Consider the following 16,765-nt stretch of genomic DNA (forward strand, 5'->3'; position numbering starts at 1 on the left):
CGGGCCGCTGCCCAGTGAAAGGGAGGCTGCAGCGTCAGGGGCGGCGGACAGTCTTGTAGATTTCGAACCAGGCCACGCCGGCGGCACCCGCCGCCACCGCCAGCAGCCAGTCCCCCGGTGCCAGCGGCCCCAGATCGAAGGCGCCGCGGAGCGCGGGGACGCTGAGCAGCACCACCAGCAGCAGCGCCGCGCCGCCGACCACCCACTTCAGGGTGCGGTTGCGGCGCTCGCGGAAAGTGCGCCACACCGGCAGCCGCCAGGACCGGTTCACGAGGATCAGCGCGAGGTTGCCGATGACGAGGGTGGCGAAGGAGACGGAGCGGATCACGTCGTCGGGCTGCCCGGCGCCGAGGTTCCAGAGGTAGACGCCGACGACGGCGGCCAGCACGGAGAGCCCCTGGCAGGCGGCAATGGCCAGCACCCGGCGGCCGAAGATCCCCTGGCCGGCCTCACGCGGCGGCTGGTCCATGATCGCCGGGTCGATCTCCTCGGCTTCGAAGACCACGGAGCAGGCGGGGTCGATGATGAGTTCGAGGAAGGCGATCTGGACCGGCAGCAGCACCAGCGGCCACTCGCTGACGAAGACGGGCAGCAGGGACATGCCGACAATCGGGACGTGCACGGCGATGGTGTAGGCGAGGGCCTTGCGCAGGTTGTCGAAAATGCCCCGGCCTTGCCGGATGCCGCCGGCGATCGAGCTGAAGTCGTCGTCGGTGATGACCAGGTCGGCGGACTCGCGGGCCACGTCGGTGCCGCGCGCGCCCATTGCAATGCCGATGTCCGCCGCGCGCAGGGCCGGGGCGTCGTTGACGCCGTCGCCGGTCATGCCGACAACGTCGCCGTTGGCCTTGAGGGCGCGGATGAGCCGCAGTTTCTGCTCCGGCACCATCCGGGCGAAGACGCTGACACTGCGGATGCGCCGGGCGAGTTCCGCGTCCGTCATGGCCTCCAGTTCGGGGCCGGTGATGACGCCGGCCCCGTGGTCCAGGCCGATTTCGCGGGCGATCGCCTGGGCGGTGCCGGGGTAGTCTCCCGTGATCATCACGGTGCGCACCCCGGCGCGGGCGCAGGCCGCGACGGCGTCGGCCGCGCCGGGCCGCAGCGGATCGTGCAGGCCCACCAGGCCCAGGTACTCGAAGTCGAAATCGAGCTGGCGTGAGGGCAGTTGCCCGGCCCGGTCAAAGGCGGCGCGCGCCACGGCGAGGACGCGCTGGCCGCTGGCGGTGGCCCTTTCCACGTCCGCCATCAGGGCCGCGCGCCGGTCCGGGTCAAGGCGGCACAGTGTGGCGATCGCTTCCGGGGCGCCCTTGGCGGCCACGACGTAGTGGCTTCCGTCGGGGGCGCGCCAGACGTGCGAGAGGGCCAGGAGGGCCTCGGAGAGCGGGTATTCCCGGATTAGTTCCCAGTCGGCGTGCAGGTGCCCGGAGCCGTTGAGGTACCGGGCGCCCACGGCCTTGAAGGCCTTGTCCATCGGGTCGAAGGGGTCCACCGGGGAGGCCAGCACACCGAATTCGGCGATGGTGTGGAACGCCTCGGGCAGCGGCCCGTCATCGAGGGTGTGGCTCCGGGCCCCGACCAGCAACTGGCGCACGGTCATGCTGTTCAGCGTCAGGGTGCCGGTTTTGTCCACGCAGATGACGGTCGCCGAACCGAGGGCTTCAATAACCGGCGAGCGCCGGGTCAGGACGTGTTTTTGCGACATCCGCCAGGCCCCGAGGGCCAGGAACACGGTCAGCACCACCGGGAACTCCTCGGGGAGCATCGCCATAGCGGTCGCGATCCCGGCCAGCAGGCCCTCCAGCCAGTTTCCGCGGGTCAGCCCGTACACCGTGACGACGACGGCGGCGGCCGCGAGTCCGAACACGGCCAGGTAGCGGACCAGCCGGTCGATTTCGCGCTGCAGCGGCGTGGGCTCCTCCTCGATCGAGCGCAGCGCGGTGCCGATCCGGCCGAGTTCTGTTCCCGCTCCGACCGCCTTGACGCGGGCGAGGCCTTGGCCCTTGACCACCAGGGTGCCGGAGAAGATCCAGGGCGTCGCGTCCCCGCCGGGGCGGCCCATCGCCTCGTCCGCTGTGCCGGCCGCACCCGGCGCCTTGCGCACCGGCACGGACTCCCCCGTCAGGGCGGACTCGTCCGCCGAGAAGTTCCGGGCCTCCAGCAGCACCGCGTCGGCCGGGACCCGGTCCCCCTCGGCCAGCAGGGCGATGTCCCCCCGCACCACGTCACGTCCGGCGATGCGCACCTGTTCCCCGTCGCGGAGCACGAGGGCGCGCGGCGAGGACAGGTCCCGGAGCGCCGCGAGGGCGTTCTCCGTCTTGCGCTCCTGGTAGATGGAGATGCCGATCACCACAACGACGAAGGACATCAGGAGCACGCCGTCGAGCGGTTCAGCGAGGAGGAAGTTCACCGTGCCGGCGCCGAGCAGGAGCAGCAGCATGGGCTGGCGGATCACAGCCCAGGCCTGCTGCAGGAGGTTCCGCGGTTTGGCGGTCGGGAGCTCGTTCGGCCCCTCGGCCGCCAGCCGCCGGGCCGCCTCCGCCGCGGAGAGCCCCTCCGCGACGGCGGCGCCGGGTTCGGGTGCCATCAGAGCCAGGCGCTCCGGCGCAGCGGTGGCTCGGTTCCGCCGGCACGTTGCACCAGGACCTGGTTGACGCCGGTGGTGCCGGCCTCGAATCCCAGCGCGCTGGCCGCCATGTAGAGCCGCCAGACCCGGGCCCGGCCCAGGCTGCTGGCCTGCACGGCCTCGTCCCAGTGGGTCTCCAGATTGTGCACCCAGGCGCGCAGGGTCAGCGCATAGTGCGGGCGCAGGGCCTCGACGTCGAGCACCTCCAGGCCGCCGCCCTCCAGGGCGCCGATCATCTCGGCCAGGCTCAGCATCTCGCCGTCCGGGAAAACGTAGCGCGGGATGAAGGAATTGGGATCCGGCGCGGTCGGGCCGGCGTTCCAGGAAATGGCGTGGTTCAACAGCCGGCCGCCGGGGCGCAGCAGCCCGTGCAGCAGGGAGGCGTAGTGGCCGATCTGTTCGCGGCCCACATGCTCGGACATGCCGATGGAACTGATCGCATCAAACGGGCCGTCGTCCACGTCGCGGTAGTCCTGGATCCGGATCTCCACGCGGTCCGTCAGACCTGCTTCCGCGACCCGCTTGCGTGCCAGTTCCGCTTGTTCGGCGGAGAGCGTGATGCCGACGACGTCGGCGCCGTAGTTCCGGGCGGCGTGCAGGGCGAAGCTGCCCCAGCCGCAGCCGACGTCCAGGACCCGCATTCCGGGCCGGAGTCCGAGCTTGCGGCAGACCAGGTCCAGTTTGGCCGCCTGCGCCGCATCGAGCCCGGTTTCCGGGCTGTCCCAGACGGCGCAGGAGTAGACCAGGGACGGGCCGAGCACGAGGGAGTAGAAACGGTTGCCGACGTCGTAGTGGTGCGAGATGGCGGCGGCGTCGCGCTTCCGGGAGTGGCGGCGGCCCTTGCGCGCGACGCGGACCTCTTCCGGCGGCGGCGCCGGGTTGGGGCCGAGCGCGCCGAGGCGCACCGCGGTGCCGGCCAGGCGTCCGAGGTCCCGGAGCGCGGGGCGCCGGAACGGCCCCGGTTCGGCGAACTTCCCCGCCGAGCTGAGCGCGGCGAAACTGGCGAAGATGTCGCCGGGGGCCTCGATGTCGCCGGCCACGTAGGCCCGCGCCAGGCCCAGCTGCCCGGGCGAGAAGAGGATCCGCCGCAGCGCCCGGCGTGAGTGGAACACCAGCAGCGGCGCTCCCTCCGGCCCGGCTTCCGAGCCGTCCCAGGCGCGGAGACGGAGCGGGATGTCCCTGGTACCGAGCACAATGGCCAGCGCCCCGGCGATCCGCGGCGCGGCCCCAGCAGTAGTCGACATGCTTCTTTCCTTTCAGCCGGCAGCTTGCCCCAGCCCCAATCTATGGCCATCCGGCGCGCCCGGACAGGGGCCGGACGTCCCGGAAGCGCCGGCCGCGAACCGCCGGCGGGCTGCACGGAGGCCCGCTCTGGTGCTGGCCGCGGCCGGTGGTTAGGCTGGCTCACATGGCTGAGGCTTTTTCGTCCCTCGTGGACGCATTCAGGAATGTCGGGGTGTCCCGCGCGTACGGCGAGCCCGTGCAGCTCGGCGGCGAGGAACTCATCCCCGTTGCGCTGGTGTCCTTCGGCTTTGGCGGCGGCAGCGCGCCCGCCTCGGACGACGCCCCGGCGGGGGCAGGCGGCGGGGGCGGCGGCTTCGTCCTGCCGCTGGGGGTGTACGTCCCCGGCAGGGGCGGCGGCACCGTGTTCCGGCCGAACCCCATCGCCGTGCTGATGGGCCTGGTGCCGGTGGTCTGCGCCGTGGGGTTGTCCCTGCGCGGGATCCTGCATGGCCGCCGCTGAACTTCCGATCAACATCGTCGTCGGCGACACGGTTGTCTCGGCGGTCTATGCCCGCCCCGCGGATACCCGCGCGACCCTGGTGGTGGCCCACGGCGCCGGCGCCGGGATGGAGCACCCGTTCCTGCGTGGATTCACCGGAGCCCTGAACGACGTCGGCGTCGCCACGCTGCGGTTCAACTTCCCGTACCGCGAGGCGGCCCGGAAGTTCCCGGACCGGCCGCCGGCCGCGATCGCCGCCTGGCGCGCCGCCATGGACGCGGCCGCCGCCCGTGCCGAGGGCGAGCCGCTCTGGGCCGCAGGCAAGTCCTTCGGCGGCCGGATGGCGTCGATGGCCGTGGCGGAGGGTATGCCGGCAGCGGGGCTGGTCTACCTGGGCTATCCGCTGCATCCGCCGGGCAAACCGGAGAAGCTTCGCGACGAGCATCTCTACGGGCTCACCGTGCCAATGCTGTTCCTTCAGGGCAGCAGGGACACCTTCGCCACCCCCGAGCTGCTGGAATCCGTGGTCGCACGCATCGGACCCACCGCAACGCTTCAGTGGCGTGAAGGCGGAGACCATTCCTTTGCCGTGGCGGGGACGAAGCGGGCGCCGGAGGAGATCGGGGCGGACCTGGCGGCCGCCGCGGCGGATTTTATCCGGCAGCACAGCCCCTGATTCCCGGGCGGTGGTTCCCATCCCGGCTGCCACGCTGAATGATGGTGCCCATGAGCAAACCATATGAAGCCTCCCGCCGCGTCGAATCCGATAACCCCGAGGCCGTCGTGTCAGCGGTGCGCGCGGCGACCCAGGAGCTCCGCGACGACCTGCAGCGCGACGGGATTGACGTCAGCTTCCAGGATCTGGCCCTGTTGGGCCATTCGGAATCCTGGGACGGGGAGGGCCAGCGCTGGGTCCATGTGGCCTGGGACGGCGCCGAGGCCGGGTAGGGCCGCGGGCTGTTCCGTGTGACACGCACCGGGCATATCATCCCGTCATGAGCGCCAAACTATTCGCGTACCTCAGCTACCCGGATGCCCCGGCCGCCCTGGAGTGGATGGAGCGGGTGGGGTTCGACGTCGTCCGCCGCCAGGACGGGGAGGCCGGCCGGGTCATCCATGCGGAAGTCCGCCTTGGTGATGCCGTCCTGATGGTGGCCAGCAACGACGCCGACTACCAGCGGCCCGGGCTGCTCGGCCAGTCGACCGGACAGGGCCTGTACCTGCTGCTGGACGACGTCGACGGCTTCTACCGCAATGCCCTCGCCGCCGGGGCAACGAGTGTGATTGAACCCGAAAGCACCGAATGGGGTGCCCGGCGGGCGCGGGTCCTGGACCCGCAGGGACAGGAGTGGAGTGCCGGGACGTATGAACCCGGCGTTGCCTGGGATTGACCCGAAGGGACCCTCCGGGCAGTGACGCTTACATCCTGCTCTTGACCTTGGCGGTCGCTGGCGCGGTCCAGGGATCCTCCGGCCACGGGTGCTTCGGGTAGCGGCCGCGCATCTCCGCCCGGACCTGCGCATAGGGCCCGGACCAGAAGGACGCCAGGTCATCGGTCACCGCGAGCGGCCGTCTGGCCGGCGAGAGCAGGTGGAACAGCACCGGGACCCGGCCGTCCACCAGCCGCGGCGTCTGGTCCCAGCCGAAGACCTCCTGCAGCTTGACCGCGACAACAGGCCGGCCGCCGTCGTCCGCCGCCGGATAATCGATCCGGATCCGCGAGCCGCTCGGCACCGCGAGCGTCTCCGGCGCCAGCTCCCCCAGCCGGGCAGCTTCCGGCCAGGGCAGCAGCCGGCGCAGCGGCTCGGCCAGGCCGATGCTGCCGGTGGCGGCTCCGCCGGCCAGGGCCTCGAGTTCCGGGGCGAGCCACTCGTCCAGCCGGGCCAGCAGGGCCGGCTCCGACACATCGGGCCAGGGGTCCCCCAGCTCGCGGCGCAGCAGGGCCAGGCGACGGCGCAGGGCGTCCGCCGCCGTCGACCAGCCGATTGTTTGGAGTCCCGTCTGCCCGAGGGCGCGCGCCACGGCCGCGCGTCCCTCGGCCGCCGACGGCCGGACCGGCGTGGAGGAGAGCACGATGGCGCCCAGGCGGCGCTCGCGGCGGGCGGTGACCCGGCCCTGGCCGAACCGGGCCTCCACCGTGTCGCTGATCAGGTGCGGGGCGGCGGCCTCCGCCGCCCCGGCGGTCAGCGGGGCGGCGGAGCGGATGACCGCGCCGGTGCCGTCCGCGTCCTGCCCTTCGGCCCGCGAGACCTCGGCGACGGCCAGCCACTCATGCCCGGCGAGGCGGCTCCCGGCGGGAAGACCGGCCCGGGTGCCGGAGGAGAGCAGGTACCGCTCCCCAGCTCCCGGAACCCGGCGGGCCACCCGGTCCGGGAAGGCGAGGGCGACGACGAACCCGGTAGCTTCCGGTCCGCCGGCGGCCACCCCCTTCACCGGCGTGGCCGCAGTGCGGGATTCCGGAGAGCGCGCGATCGCATCCATCCGCCGCACATCCTCGGCCCAGCGCCGGGATCCGGTATCCCGGCCGGACCGCAGAGCGTGCAGGAGTCCGGGCAGATCAGCGCCCGCGGCGCGCTGCCCGCCGGCGACGACGGCGACGGCCTCCGCGGCGGTGCGGTGTCCGACGGAGGCCGCACCGTCCAGCAGGGCGCGGGCGAGCCGGGGGTCTGCGGGGACCCTGGCCAGCGTTTTGCCCAGGTCTGTGGCGAGGCCGGCGGGGCCCACCGCGCCGAGTTCCCGCAGCACGTCGACGGCCTCGTCCATGGCGGCGCGGGGCGGCGCGTCCGGGAGGGCCAGTCCGGCGCCGCCGGGGGAACCCCAGCAGGCCAGGACCAGGGCAGCGGCCGTGAGGTCGGCGACGGCGATCTCTGGGGTCTGGTGCGCCGGGGCGGCGCCGTAGCTCCTCTGGTCGTAGCAGCGCACCACCCGTCCGGGACCCTGCCGGGCGGCGCGTCCGGCGCGCTGGTCCGCGGAGGCCCGGGAGCAGGAGACCGTCACGAGGCCGGTCATCCCGCGCCCGGCGTCGCGCCGCGGTTCGCGGGACAGTCCGGAGTCGACCACCAGGCGGACGCCCGGAACAGTCAGCGAGGATTCGGCGAGCGCCGTGGAGACGATGATCCGCGCGGGGTCGCCGGCGCCGCGCCCGGATACGGCCCGGTCCTGCGCGCGCGAATCCGCCTGTCCGTGCAGCTCCAGCACTTCTGCGCCCACCCGCCCGCGCAGCCGGGCCGCTACCTGGGAGACCTCCCGGGCCCCGGGAACGAACACCAGCGCGTCGATGTCTTCCCCGGCGGCGAGCGCTGCGGCGTGGGCCGCAGCGGCCGTATCCGCCACATGGTCCAGGAACGACTGAGTCACGCCGCGGGCGTCCAGCCGCTGAACGGGAGCCGGCACCCACTGCACTTCCAGCGGGTACAGCGCGGACGGGCAGCCGACGACGGGGGCCGCGCTGCCGGCGTCGGGCGGGGTGTCCCCCAGCAGGGCGGCAAAGCGGGGGGCGTCCAGGGTGGCCGACATCGCGACGAGGGTGAGGTCCCCCCGCAGCTGCCGGACCTCGGCCAGCATGCCGAGCAGCAGGTCGGTCTCCAGGCCGCGTTCGTGGACCTCATCGAGGACCACCGCGCCGGTGCCTTCCAGGCCCGGATCGGCCAGCAGCCGGCGCAGCAGGATGCCGGGCGTCACGAATTCGACCCAGGTTCCGGGACCGGCCTGGCTGTCGCCGCGCACCGTGTAGCCGACGCGCCCGCCCAGCCTGCTGCCGTCCAGCTCGGCGAGGCGCCGGGCGGCCGAACGTGCGGCGACGCGGCGTGGCTGGGTCACCACGATGCGCTGCGGACGGCTGCCACCCCCGTGCCGGGCGAGGTTGGCCAGCAGCGGGGGCACAAGCGTGGTCTTGCCGGTGCCGGGCGGGGCCTCCACCACGGCAGCGCCGGACGGGGCTCCGGCGCGCAGCACGTCCGCCAGGGTCCCCAGCGAGCCGGCGAACACCAGGCCGGCACCGATGGCCTCGAGATCGAACGGCCGGTGCGCTGGTTCGTGGGCGGCGGGCGTTGAAGTCACCCCTTTATTGTCCCCGCAAAGTGGTCGCGGCCCGATTACGCTCCGGGACTCCCCCGGACTGACGCTCCACCGTGCCGTGGCAGCCCCGGAAATGCGGGAGACTGGAACCCTCACAACCACGAAGGCGGAACCATTGATCAAGCTCCAGCAGGACGCCGAAGGCTTTATCCGCATGAAGCGGCATTTTCCCGCCGGCACCCCCGTCACCATCACGTTTGCTGACGGATCCAGCGAAGAGTTCACCGGACGGCAGCTGAACGCAGCCTACGACGCCGCCCTTGCCGAGTACCGCGCGCAGAACCACCTCGACGCGAAGGGATTCTCCCGGGCGCCCAAAAAGAAGGCCGACTCCGGCAACATGATCGAGTTCGTAAGCGTCCAACCCGGCATGGGCGGCTAGCCGGCGGAGCTATTTGCCGCCGTACTCTTCATCGGTGACGAGATCGCCGGAACATTTCGGCCCGGCATGGTGTTGGCCCCTATTGTGCCCGTGGGCGACATCCCTGCCGGCCCACCCGCCGGTGCAGAACCGTGGCCACCGAGCCACAAGTCCATGGACCTGAAACCACTCTCCCCTACGACCGCAACTACTCAACCGACTCTTACTGGAGAAAAATGCTTACCGTAAACGCTTACGCTGCCCCGTCCGCCACCGGTGACCTCGTCCCCACCACCATCGAGCGCCGGGATGTCGGACCGCACGATGTGCTGATCGACATCAAGTTCGCCGGCATCTGCCACTCGGACATCCACACCGTCCGCGGCGACTGGGGACCGCAGTCCTACCCGCTAGCCCCCGGCCACGAGATCGCCGGCATCGTCACCGAGGTCGGCTCCGCCGTCACCAAGCACGCCGTCGGCGACCGCGTCGGCGTCGGCTGCATGGTGAACTCCTGCGGCGAGTGCGCCAACTGCCAGGCGGGCGAGGAGCAGTACTGCCTCAAGGGCAACACCGGCACCTACGGGGCCGTGGACCGCGACGGCACCATCACCCAGGGCGGTTACTCCACCCACGTCGTCGTGACCGAAGACTTCGTCGTGCGGATCCCCGAGGGCATCGAACTCGACGTTGCAGCACCCCTGCTGTGCGCTGGCATCACCACCTACTCGCCGCTGCGCCACTGGAACGCCGGACCGGGCAAGAAGGTCGCCGTCGTCGGCCTCGGCGGCCTGGGACACATGGCCGTCAAGATTGCCCACGCCATGGGGGCCGAGGTCACGGTCCTCTCGCAGTCACTCAAGAAGCAGGAAGACGGCCTGCGCCTGGGCGCGGACCACTACTACGCGACGAGCGACGAGAACACCTTCAGCGACCTCGCCGGCAGCTTCGACCTGATCATCAACACCGTCAGCGCCTCGATCGACATCAGCTCCTACCTGCAGCTGCTGCGCCTCGACGGCACCATGGTGAATGTCGGTGCCCCGGCCGAGCCGCTGCCGGTGAACGCGTTCGCCCTGATTGGCGGCCGGCGCGCCTTCGCCGGTTCCATGATCGGCGGCATCCGCGAGACCCAGGAAATGCTCGACTTCTGCGCCGAGCACCACCTCGGGGCCGAAATCGAGGTCATCCCGGCCGAGAAGATCAACGAGGCCTACGAACGTGTGCTGGCCTCCGACGTCCGCTACCGGTTTGTAATCGACACCGCGACACTGGCCTAGGCTGCGCCGCGGTTCCGCGCAGCGGTGACAAACTGACGCCGCGCAAACGGTCCGGCGCTACGGGGATCCCGTAGCGCCGGACCGTTTCCGTGTCGCGGGCCCTCCGGCCCCGCCCTGCCCTGCAGGGTGGCGACGAGCCCGTTGTCCGTTCCTCAGGGCGCGGCCGGGTTCGTCGTCGCCGTCGCCCGCCGGGGAGCGGAACCCCCGTCGTCAATCCGGCGTTAACCTTTTGAAGGCCTTACCGTCGCCTGGATATCACCCTCCGGAAATGCCGCTGCAATAATGCGGGTGCAAGCTGGAAGGGGCTCCCGCAGGGTGTCCCGCTGGTTGCAAGAGAGAGCAGGGCTGCCGTGAATCCCTTGATTATCCTGACCGCAGCGACCGGTCCACGCGAGGGCGGCCGACCGGCCGCGGCGATCCGACCCATCCGGGCCGACGACCTTCCCGAGCTCGACGCGATGTACCGGGACGCCTATGCCCACGCACTGCCCCAGCCTCCGCAACGCGCCGTCGGCTGGATCGACGCGCTCCTCGACGGCGCCGAGGGGCGGCACGTGCCGGAAGCGTCCGCGGTCCTGGCCGGCCCCGATGGCCAGCTCGCCGCCGCCATCATCGTCACGGAGCCCGCATCCGGCACCGCCGGGGACTGGGATTCCGTCATCGCCGAACTCTTCACCCACCCGAACCACCGCCGGCAGGGACTGGCGGAAGAGTTGCTGGGCCACTGCCTGCACGTACTGCATACGCTCGGCCGGGGCAGGGTGGCGGTCACGGTGGACAGCGGCAATGCGGCCGCGCTGGCGCTGTACCTGTCCAGGGACTTCCGCCGGCTGGCCGACGACGACGGCGACTGAACTGCCGACGTCGCCCCTGAACGCCGGAGCGCTTCCACGGCTGCCACCTTCCAAGTCGGCCCCCTTCCACGGACGTGGGAGCCGGTGCTAGCTTGTTGCGGATGAACGTCCTCGACTGGTTGCTCGACTCCGACCCCGCCGTCCGCTGGCAGGTGCTGCGGGACCTCACCGACTCCCCGGTGCAGGAGGCGGCCGCCGAGCGTGCCCGCGTTGCGGTCGAAGGCTGGGGTGCCCGCCTGCTGGCGCTGCAGGGCGACGACGGCCAGTGGGACGGCGGCACGCATTTTCCCGTCCCTTTTGACGGCGCCGAGCCGGGCCAACCGTGGACCGCGACAACGTTCAGCCTCCTGCTCCTCCGGGAGTTCGGCCTGGACCCCAGCAGCGACCGGGCACGGCACGCCGTCGGCCGGGTCCGGGCCAACAGCCGCTGGGAAGAAGGCGGCCAGCCCTACTTCGACGGCGAAGTGGAACCCTGCATCAACGGAATGGCCGTCGCCCTGGGCGCCTACTTCGGCGAGGACGTCGATGGCATCGTTGCCCGGCTGCTCGACGAACAGCTCGACGACGGCGGCTGGAACTGCGAAGCGGAAAGAGGGTCCACACGCTCCTCGGTTGACACTACGATCAACGTCCTCGAGGGACTGCTCGAATACGGCCGCGCCACCGGAGGCACACCCGAAGCCGCGGCGGCTCGGCGGCGAGGCGAGGAGTACCTGCTGGAGCGTGGCCTGCTCCGCCGCAAAAGCACCGGGGAACTGGTCAATCCGGCATGGCTGCAGTTCTCCTACCCCACCCGCTGGCACTACGACGTGCTCCGCGGCCTGGATTATTTCCGTGGGTCCGGGGGTCCCCCGGACCCACGGATGGCCGAGGCCCTGGACCTGGTGCGTTCCAAGCGGCAGGCCGACGGGACGTGGCCGCTGGAGAACAGCCATCCCGGCCGGATCCACTTCCCGCTGGAGGAAGGCGACGGCCGCCCCAGCCGCTGGAACACCCTCCGGGCACTGAGGGTCCTTGCGTGGGCGGAACACACCTAAAACATATTTGTCACTTCGATGGAAATATGGCTACATTTGCCTGTAGGCATCGAGGTTTCTGGGGGGGAATATGAACAAGGCGCAGCGCCGCGCTCACACCGAGCCGCCCTGTCCGACGTGCGGATCGCGGGTCGTCCCGACGTGGAAGGACGAGCGCTCGCAGGCCGAACGCCAGCCGGACTGGCGTGTCAGCGCACGTCAGTGCAGCAGCCAGAACTGCAACATGAACGATCCGCAGAACTGGTAGCCGCGCGCCGGCGCAACACTACTTGCCGATGATTTCCTCGGCGTTTTCCTGCACCCAGCCAAAGAGCGGCAGCAGGTGGCCGGCGAGCTCACGGCCCCGCGGCGTCAGGCTGTAGTCCACCCGCGGCGGAATGGTCGGGCGGGCCTCCCGGTGCACCAGGCCGTCGCGTTCGAGGGTCTTCAGTGTCTGCGCCAGCATCTTTTCGCTGATGCCTTCTGCCCGGCGGCGCAGTTCGCTCCACCGCTGCTGACCGTCCGCCAGCGCGATCAGAATCAGCACGCCCCACTTGCTGGTCACATGGTCCAGCAGGGTACGGCTGGAGCAGCCGGCAGGAAATACGGGGCCATCTGTAGAACGCGGAGCCCGGGATGATTCAAAAGTAACCGTCACGTTTGTACCTTACCTTAAAGTGCGTACTCACTTCCGGGAAGTATCCCGGGAGTTGGCCGGTTGTCGCCTCCGGAAGAACAAATCCCATGAAAGGACATTCCCATGAGCATCGTCGTCACCGGCGCCACCGGACAACTTGGCCGCCTTGTCATCGAGTCCCTCCTGCGCCGCGGCGTCCCCGCGGGGCAGATCGCCGCCACCGGGCGCGCTGTCGAACGGCTGGCCGACTTCGCCGGCCGGGGCGTCCAGGTTAGGGCCATGGACTACGACGACGCCGCCACGGTCACCGACGCCCTTAGGGGCGCCACGAAGGTGCTGCTGATTTCCGGGAGCGAAGTCGGCCGGCGGGTGCAACAGCACCGCGCTGTGATCGACGCCGCCGTCGCCGAGGGCGTCGGACTGATCGCCTACACCAGCATCGCCAATGCGGACAGCACGGGCATGAAGCTGGCCGCCGAGCACCAGGCCACGGAGGTCCTGCTGGAACAATCAGGACTCCCCTACGTGCTCCTGCGCAACGGCTGGTACCTGGAGAACTACACCGAGCAGCTGCAGGGCACCCTCGCGCAAGGCGCATTTGCCGGCAGCGCAGGCGAAGGCAGGGTCAGCGCCGCGGCCCGCGCCGACTACGCCGAGGCAGCTGCTGCCGCGCTGCTGGCCGGGGACCAGGCCGGGAAAGTTTACGAACTTGGCGGCGACGAGGCTTTCTCCATGGCCGAACTCGCCGGCGAGATCACAGCCGCCAGCCGGCAGCCGATCGCCTATCAGGACCTGCCCGCCAGCGACTACGCCGCCATGCTGGCGGGCTTCGGCGTGCCGTCGGACTTCGCCGGAATCCTGGCGGACTCGGACCTGGGGATCGCCCGAGGCGACCTGCACGTCACCACCAAGCACCTGCGCACGCTGATCGGCCGGCCCACCACTCCCATGTCCGAGGCAGTCAGCTCGGCAGTATCCGCCCTCTAACCGGTCCGGACAGCCCGCCCGCTGCTGTAAGCCGCGGGCGGCTCCAGGCCCAGCCGCGGTTCCGGGCCTAGCCATGCTTGTCTTCTCCCGGCTCGCGTCCGAAGATGGCCCGAAGCCAGCCCGCGGATTGGAGGTTCCCTTGACGGTTCGGAGCGCAGGACTGCTGCTGTATCGGCGGGGCGCGGAATCCCCGCTGGAGGTCTGGATCGCGCACATGGGCGGACCGTTCTGGGCCCGCAAGGACGCCGCCGCCTGGTCCATCCCCAAAGGCGAATACTCCGCGGACGAGGACGCCCTGGCGGCCGCCGTGCGGGAGTTCACCGAGGAAATGGGAACGCCGCCGCCGCCAGCGGCCTACTTTCCCCTGGGCAGCTTCAAGCAGTCCTCCGGCAAGCTCATCACGGTCTTCGCGGCTGAAGCCGACTTTCGGCCGGAACATATTGCCAGCAACACCTTTTCGCTGGAATGGCCGAAAGGGTCCGGCGTCATCCGGGCCTTCCCGGAGATCGACGACGCCGCGTGGTTCAGCGAGCCCGCTGCGCGCCTCAAGCTGGTGCGCGGGCAGCTGCCGATCCTGGACGCGCTGCTGGAGCAGCTGCGCCGGACCTCCTAGGTGCGCCCCGCCCCGCCCTCGCCGCGTCCGCGAATGTGACAGCGCTGTATTGAAATGTCACAACGGGCCCAACTAGTGTGACAAGTATTGTCAGTTCACACGAACCCGGGAGCGACCATGCACCAAGTAGGACGTCGACTGTCCGCCGTTACGGCGACGCTGGCCCTGAGCGTGGCAGGCGGCGCCGTCGCCAGCCCCGCGTCCGCCGACCCGCGTGAGACTGAGAAGACCGCGACGGCCACCGGCTACGGCGGCGCCGTCAGCACGGTGGACCCGGAGGCCTCGGCCGCGGCGATTGAGGTGCTCCGCAAGGGCGGCAACGCGGCGGACGCCGCCGTCGCCGCGGCCGCAACCCTTGGGGTGACCGAACCCTACAGCGCCGGAATCGGCGGCGGCGGCTACTTTGTCTACTACGACGCGAAAACCGGCACGGTCGGAACGGTCGACGGGCGCGAAACGGCGCCCGCCGCGATGCCGCACGACGCCTTCATCAACCGGGAAACCGGCCAGCCCTACCGCTTCACCCCGGAGTTGGTCACCAGCGGCGTCGCCGTCGGCGTCCCGGGCACGCCGGCCACCTGGGACCGTGTCCTCCGCCGCTGGGGAAGCCTGTCCCTCGGCGACGCCCTTGATCCGGCCATCAAGGTGGCAACCCGCGGTTTCGTCGTCGATGGGACGTTCCGCCAGCAGACTCTGGACAACAAAAGCCGTTTTGCGGCCTTCCCCGCGACCAGCGCCCTCTTCCTGCCCGGCGGGGACGCCCCCGCCGTCGGCAGCGTCTTCCAGAACCACGACCTTGCGGCCACCTACCGGCTCCTCGCGAGGCAGGGCACGGACGGCTTCTACCGCGGCCCGCTCGCGGCGGACATCGCGGCCGCCGTGCAGGCTCCGCCGAAGTCGGCAGACACCAAACTGCCCGTTCCGGCCGGGTACCTGACCACGGCGGACCTTGCCGCCTACGGCACCCGGGACCAGAACCCGACCCACGTCAACTACCGCGGCCTGGACGTCTTCGGCATGGCTCCCTCCAGCAGCGGCGGCACCACCGTCGGCGAGGCGCTGAACATCCTGGATCCCGCCAACCTGTCCGCCATGTCCAAGGGAGGCGCCCTCCACCACTACCTCGAGGCCAGCGCATTGGCCTTCGCCGACCGCGGCAAGTACGTCGGCGACCCTGCCCACGTGGACGTGCCCACCGCCGCCCTCACCGATCCGCTCTTCGGCAAGGAGCGCGCGTGCCTAATCGACCCGCTGCGCGCCGCGGCCAAGCCGGTGACACCGGGGCATGTGGCCGCGTACGACGGCGCGTGCCCGGCGTCGTCTGCGGCACCCGCCGAGGACAAGGACACCGAGAACATCTCAACCACTAACCTGACGGTCGCGGACAAGTGGGGCAACGTGGCCGAGTACACCCTCACGATCGAGCAGACCGGCGGCTCCGGAATAGTGGTGCCCGGCCGTGGTTTCCTGCTCAACAACGAACTGACCGACTTCTCCACCGTGTATGACCCGAAGGACCCCAACCGGCTCGAACCCGGCAAGCGTCCCCGGTCCTCCATGTCGCCGACCATCATCCTCAAGGACGGGGCGCCGTTCCTGGCCCTTGGTTCGCCGGGCGGCTCGACCATCATCACCACGGTCCTGCAGACCATCCTGAACCGGGTGGACCTGGGCATGGACATTTCGGAGGCCATTGCGGCTCCGCGCGCCTCGCAGCGGAACACGGCCAAGGTCACCGCCGAGCCGGAGTTCATTGCCGCGTACGGCGGCACGCTGGCACCGTTCGGGCACCAGTTCACCCCGTCCGGAGACGCGTTCACGTCGGCGGCGGAGATCGGCGCGGCCACGGCGATCGAGTTCGGTCCGGGCGGGCGACTGATCGTGGCCGCCGAGCCGGTCCGGCGCGGCGGCGGGTCCGCGATGGTGCTGAAGCAGGCGCCATAGCCCGGGCCGCTCAGCGTAATCCGGGCGTCCGGGTTCGTCAGTGCGCGGGGTTCAGGCCCTTCACATAGGCGGCCTGCCCGGCGTGCTGGAGGCAGTCAGCGAGGGTGCTGACCAGCCGCACCCCGAGGGTGACGGGCGGGTGCCAGCGGGTGTCGATGACGCGGTCGAGGTCCTCGGCGGCAAGGCCTGCAAGGAACCCGGCGGTCTGCCGGTGGACGGCGTCGTAGTAGGCGAGCAGCAGGTCCGGGGTCGCCTGCACCGCGTCGACCTGGCCGGAGCTGTGGCCGTAGCCGGTGTCCTTCGGGGACAGCGGAAGGCCGAACCGGTCGGCGAATCCCTGCGACGTCCAGACCTGGTCCAGTCCGGCCGCTGCGGCCAGCTGTGCGTCCTCCACCCGGGCCAGATGCCAGAGCAGCCACGCGATTGAGTTCCCGTTCCCCGCCGGGCGCCGGGAGAGTGCGTCAGCGTCGACGCCGTCGAGGACGGCCGCAACCGTCTCGCGGATCCGGCCAAAGGCGTCCAGCAACAGTTGCGTCGCTTCCATGTCAGTCCCTTCATGTGCATTGTGGCGGCGCCCCATGCTTGCACGGACGAAACCCGTTGCGCTATCACTTTTGGCTGTTCCCAGGGGTGGGAGGGACCATCCGTGA

16 protein-coding genes are annotated in these 16,765 nt (G+C 70.8%); 11 read left to right on the plus strand and 5 right to left on the minus strand.

Going from position 1 to position 16,765, the window contains the following annotated elements; translation table 11 throughout:
- Window positions 1–34: 34 nt before the first annotated feature.
- Entirely contained in the window at window positions 35–2,584 is a 2,550-nt protein-coding gene (locus AC6I9V_RS00950) for a cation-translocating P-type ATPase (protein WP_497898004.1), read from the minus strand.
- A complete protein-coding gene (locus AC6I9V_RS00955; RefSeq protein ID WP_497898005.1) occupies window positions 2,584–3,867 on the minus strand; it encodes a class I SAM-dependent methyltransferase in 1,284 nt (427 codons plus the stop codon). Before AC6I9V_RS00955 ends, AC6I9V_RS00950 begins: the two co-directional genes overlap by 1 nt.
- Before the next feature lie 164 nt (window positions 3,868–4,031).
- On the opposite strand from AC6I9V_RS00955, the gene AC6I9V_RS00960 reads away from it, so the two are divergent.
- Genes AC6I9V_RS00960 through AC6I9V_RS00975 form a run of 4 tightly spaced genes read left to right on the plus strand, consistent with a single transcriptional unit; the run spans window position 4,032 to window position 5,737 of the window.
- On the plus strand, window positions 4,032–4,367 hold the full coding sequence (locus AC6I9V_RS00960; protein WP_497898006.1) for a hypothetical protein: 336 nt from the start codon (window positions 4,032–4,034) through the stop codon (window positions 4,365–4,367).
- A complete protein-coding gene (locus tag AC6I9V_RS00965) occupies window positions 4,354–5,022 on the plus strand; it encodes an alpha/beta hydrolase family protein (protein ID WP_497898007.1) in 669 nt (222 codons plus the stop codon). The genes AC6I9V_RS00960 and AC6I9V_RS00965 overlap by 14 nt, the downstream gene beginning before the upstream one ends.
- A 50-nt stretch (window positions 5,023–5,072) precedes the next feature.
- Entirely contained in the window at window positions 5,073–5,294 is a 222-nt protein-coding gene (locus AC6I9V_RS00970) for a hypothetical protein (protein ID WP_497898008.1), read from the plus strand.
- A gap of 47 nt (window positions 5,295–5,341) precedes the next feature.
- Window positions 5,342–5,737, plus strand: a complete 396-nt coding sequence (locus tag AC6I9V_RS00975; protein ID WP_497898009.1) for a VOC family protein — start codon at window positions 5,342–5,344, stop codon at window positions 5,735–5,737.
- A 28-nt stretch (window positions 5,738–5,765) separates the two neighbouring features.
- On the opposite strand, the gene hrpB is transcribed toward AC6I9V_RS00975, so the two are convergent.
- Window positions 5,766–8,405, minus strand: coding sequence for an ATP-dependent helicase HrpB (gene hrpB / locus AC6I9V_RS00980; protein ID WP_497898010.1), 2,640 nt, complete (start codon window positions 8,403–8,405; stop codon window positions 5,766–5,768).
- Between the two features lie 133 nt (window positions 8,406–8,538).
- On the opposite strand from hrpB, the gene AC6I9V_RS00985 reads away from it, so the two are divergent.
- From AC6I9V_RS00985 to AC6I9V_RS01000, 4 genes are all read left to right on the plus strand, one after another.
- Window positions 8,539–8,805: a hypothetical protein gene (locus AC6I9V_RS00985; RefSeq protein WP_497898011.1), complete on the plus strand. Its 267-nt coding sequence runs from the start codon at window positions 8,539–8,541 to the stop codon at window positions 8,803–8,805.
- Between the two features lie 215 nt (window positions 8,806–9,020).
- Window positions 9,021–10,064: an NAD(P)-dependent alcohol dehydrogenase gene (locus tag AC6I9V_RS00990; RefSeq protein WP_497898012.1), complete on the plus strand. Its 1,044-nt coding sequence runs from the start codon at window positions 9,021–9,023 to the stop codon at window positions 10,062–10,064.
- Between the two features lie 350 nt (window positions 10,065–10,414).
- Window positions 10,415–10,918 carry a GNAT family N-acetyltransferase gene (locus AC6I9V_RS00995; protein WP_497898013.1) on the plus strand — a complete coding sequence of 168 codons (504 nt, stop codon included), beginning with the start codon at window positions 10,415–10,417 and terminating at the stop codon, window positions 10,916–10,918.
- Window positions 10,919–11,019: 101 nt separating this feature from the next.
- Entirely contained in the window at window positions 11,020–11,955 is a 936-nt protein-coding gene (locus tag AC6I9V_RS01000) for a prenyltransferase/squalene oxidase repeat-containing protein (RefSeq protein WP_497898014.1), read from the plus strand.
- A gap of 265 nt (window positions 11,956–12,220) precedes the next feature.
- Here AC6I9V_RS01000 and AC6I9V_RS01005 read toward each other — a convergent pair whose 3' ends face one another.
- Complete coding sequence (locus tag AC6I9V_RS01005) at window positions 12,221–12,592, minus strand: winged helix-turn-helix transcriptional regulator (RefSeq protein ID WP_497898015.1); 372 nt, start codon at window positions 12,590–12,592, stop codon at window positions 12,221–12,223.
- Between the two features lie 102 nt (window positions 12,593–12,694).
- Between AC6I9V_RS01005 and AC6I9V_RS01010 the strand changes: the two genes are divergently transcribed.
- The 3 genes from AC6I9V_RS01010 to ggt all read left to right on the plus strand — a co-directional run bounded on the left by AC6I9V_RS01010 (window position 12,695) and on the right by ggt (window position 16,115).
- Window positions 12,695–13,558, plus strand: a complete 864-nt coding sequence (locus AC6I9V_RS01010) for an SDR family oxidoreductase (protein ID WP_497898016.1) — start codon at window positions 12,695–12,697, stop codon at window positions 13,556–13,558.
- Between the two features lie 139 nt (window positions 13,559–13,697).
- Window positions 13,698–14,171 carry an NUDIX hydrolase gene (locus AC6I9V_RS01015; protein WP_497898017.1) on the plus strand — a complete coding sequence of 158 codons (474 nt, stop codon included), beginning with the start codon at window positions 13,698–13,700 and terminating at the stop codon, window positions 14,169–14,171.
- Between the two features lie 117 nt (window positions 14,172–14,288).
- Complete coding sequence (gene ggt, locus AC6I9V_RS01020; protein ID WP_497898018.1) at window positions 14,289–16,115, plus strand: gamma-glutamyltransferase; 1,827 nt, start codon at window positions 14,289–14,291, stop codon at window positions 16,113–16,115.
- 37 nt (window positions 16,116–16,152) lie between these two features.
- On the opposite strand, the gene AC6I9V_RS01025 is transcribed toward ggt, so the two are convergent.
- Entirely contained in the window at window positions 16,153–16,659 is a 507-nt protein-coding gene (locus AC6I9V_RS01025; RefSeq protein WP_497898019.1) for a mycothiol transferase, read from the minus strand.
- Window positions 16,660–16,765: the final 106 nt, after the last annotated feature.

The organism is Arthrobacter sp. SlRoot2-15 (assembly GCF_059739345.1).

Coding starts and splice junctions, on each gene's coding strand:
- AC6I9V_RS00950 (WP_497898004.1), bottom strand. CDS start 2,584: ATGGCACCCGAACCCGGCGCCGCCGTCGCGGAGGGGCTCTCCGCGGCG.
- AC6I9V_RS00955 (WP_497898005.1), bottom strand. CDS start 3,867: ATGTCGACTACTGCTGGGGCCGCGCCGCGGATCGCCGGGGCGCTGGCC.
- AC6I9V_RS00960 (WP_497898006.1), top strand. CDS start 4,032: ATGGCTGAGGCTTTTTCGTCCCTCGTGGACGCATTCAGGAATGTCGGG.
- AC6I9V_RS00965 (WP_497898007.1), top strand. CDS start 4,354: ATGGCCGCCGCTGAACTTCCGATCAACATCGTCGTCGGCGACACGGTT.
- AC6I9V_RS00970 (WP_497898008.1), top strand. CDS start 5,073: ATGAGCAAACCATATGAAGCCTCCCGCCGCGTCGAATCCGATAACCCC.
- AC6I9V_RS00975 (WP_497898009.1), top strand. CDS start 5,342: ATGAGCGCCAAACTATTCGCGTACCTCAGCTACCCGGATGCCCCGGCC.
- AC6I9V_RS00990 (WP_497898012.1), top strand. CDS start 9,021: ATGCTTACCGTAAACGCTTACGCTGCCCCGTCCGCCACCGGTGACCTC.
- AC6I9V_RS01000 (WP_497898014.1), top strand. CDS start 11,020: ATGAACGTCCTCGACTGGTTGCTCGACTCCGACCCCGCCGTCCGCTGG.
- AC6I9V_RS01010 (WP_497898016.1), top strand. CDS start 12,695: ATGAGCATCGTCGTCACCGGCGCCACCGGACAACTTGGCCGCCTTGTC.
- ggt (WP_497898018.1), top strand. CDS start 14,289: ATGCACCAAGTAGGACGTCGACTGTCCGCCGTTACGGCGACGCTGGCC.
- AC6I9V_RS01025 (WP_497898019.1), bottom strand. CDS start 16,659: ATGGAAGCGACGCAACTGTTGCTGGACGCCTTTGGCCGGATCCGCGAG.